This is a genomic window from Frigidibacter oleivorans (assembly GCF_003993775.1).
In the GTDB taxonomy this organism is placed as follows: Bacteria; Pseudomonadota; Alphaproteobacteria; order Rhodobacterales; family Rhodobacteraceae; genus Frigidibacter; species Frigidibacter oleivorans.
The window spans coordinates 1-1,501 of the sequence record NZ_RJRZ01000036.1 but is presented as its reverse complement, the minus strand read 5'-3'; the positions used below and the strand labels follow the sequence as shown (position 1 = coordinate 1,501).

General features: G+C 68.8%; 2 protein-coding genes and 1 pseudogene. All 3 read right to left on the bottom strand.

The window, feature by feature from the left end:
- Nucleotides 1-352 (bottom strand): annotated as a pseudogene (locus tag EEY80_RS19920) (SPP1 phage holin family protein); the annotation flags it as partial.
- Between the two features lie 11 nt (nucleotides 353-363).
- A complete protein-coding gene (locus EEY80_RS19915) occupies nucleotides 364-1,260 on the bottom strand; it encodes an N-acetylmuramoyl-L-alanine amidase (RefSeq protein ID WP_235829926.1) in 897 nt (298 codons plus the stop codon).
- Between the two features lie 68 nt (nucleotides 1,261-1,328).
- Nucleotides 1,329-1,463: a sigma factor-like helix-turn-helix DNA-binding protein gene (locus EEY80_RS20560; protein WP_268885666.1), complete on the bottom strand. Its 135-nt coding sequence runs from the start codon at nucleotides 1,461-1,463 to the stop codon at nucleotides 1,329-1,331.
- Between the last annotated feature and the right edge of the window lie 38 nt (nucleotides 1,464-1,501).

The window sequence follows — 1,501 nt, the reverse complement described above, 5'->3', positions numbered from 1 at the left end:
GCCACCGCTCGACCATCCGGGACCAGAGGCGGACAAGGAAAGCGCGAAGGCGGGCAATTGCTCCGGACAGCACCTCCACGACCCGCTGCAGCGGCGGACGCAGGGAGAGCGACAGGCGGTAGTGCGGTGCGCGGCGCTCCCACCAGGCCCAGAGGCCGAACCCGAGCGGCGCGAGCAGCATGATCTTCTCGACCACCTGATCGGGGGTGGTGCCGAGGCCCAGATGGGCGAGCCAGGGCAAGGGGTCCCAGCCAAAGGCGTTGCCGATGACGGTCAGCGCCAGCAGGAGCGAGGCGTAGAAGCTGCGCGCATGCCAGGCGGGCAGGATCGGCAGATTGTCGTTCTTGGCCATGGGGGGCCTCCTCACACGGTGAAGTCGGCGGTGTAGGCGGCCAGCACCCATCCCTGCTGGCCGCCATATTCGACGCAGAGCCAGTCGCGGCCGGCGAAGACGCCCTGGCGGAGCAGCGGCAGGAGGGTGGCGTCGGGGATCGCGGCGATGACGTTCGGGTTGAAGCTCGGCCAGCGGCGGAGGTTCAAGGTGTCGCCCGGCGTGTCCGTCTGCACGAAGCGGCCGGGCCGGATCGCGATCGAGCCGGCATCCGCCGTCGCATCGGTCGGATCGTCCCGCCCGAGGACGCGGGCGCGGACATGGTCGAGCGGGAACAGCGGGTTCGGATCCACCTTGCGGCCGGGCGAGACATACCAGTGGGTGGTGATGTCCGTCAGGGTCGGGATGTCCCGGAACAGCACCTCGAGCAGCGAGACGACCGCGCCGATCTGCGGCTCGGGGTATGGCATCCAGAGCCCGTGCCCGTGCTGACTCGTCTCGATCAGCTCGATCCCGAAGAGCGAGATCGACAACAGCTCTCCCCACCACGCCCGCGCCATCGTCTCCGAGGCCCAGGTCATCTGCCCGGCATTCACCATCTCGATGCCGAGCGAGAAGTCGTTGCATCCGGACCGGCCCTGCCAGGTGGATTTTCCCGCATGCCAGGCGGCGCGGTTCGCTGGCACCTGCTGGGTGATCTGCCCGTCGCGTTCCACCACGAAATGCACCGACACCTTGGCGTCGTTCCGGGCGAGGTAGGAGGCGGCGGCACCGGGGGCAAGACGGCTGGCGGTGTCGTGCAGCACCACGATCTCGGGGGCGATCTCGCCGCCCATCCATTGCGCCTCCTGGAAGGGCACGCCCATCAGGCGGTGGTTCTCGATCCGCATCACGTTCTGGCCCCCATGGCTGAAACTCCGGGCGGTCATTGCCCAAGCCGACGGGGCCACAATGGCCGGAGGCGCGACGCGAAAACGCCCGCAAGGATTTGCGGGCGTCAGAAGAGGCGCATCTGCCGGGGATCGGACGGAGGATCGGTCTTACTGCGCTTCAGCCAGGATCTGACCGTCACATCCGTCGCATGCAGTCTGCGGGCGATCTCGGCCACAGGCAAGCCCTGCGACCGGAGCACTGCGGCGATCCACGGCTTGGCCGTCGGCACCCGCCGGG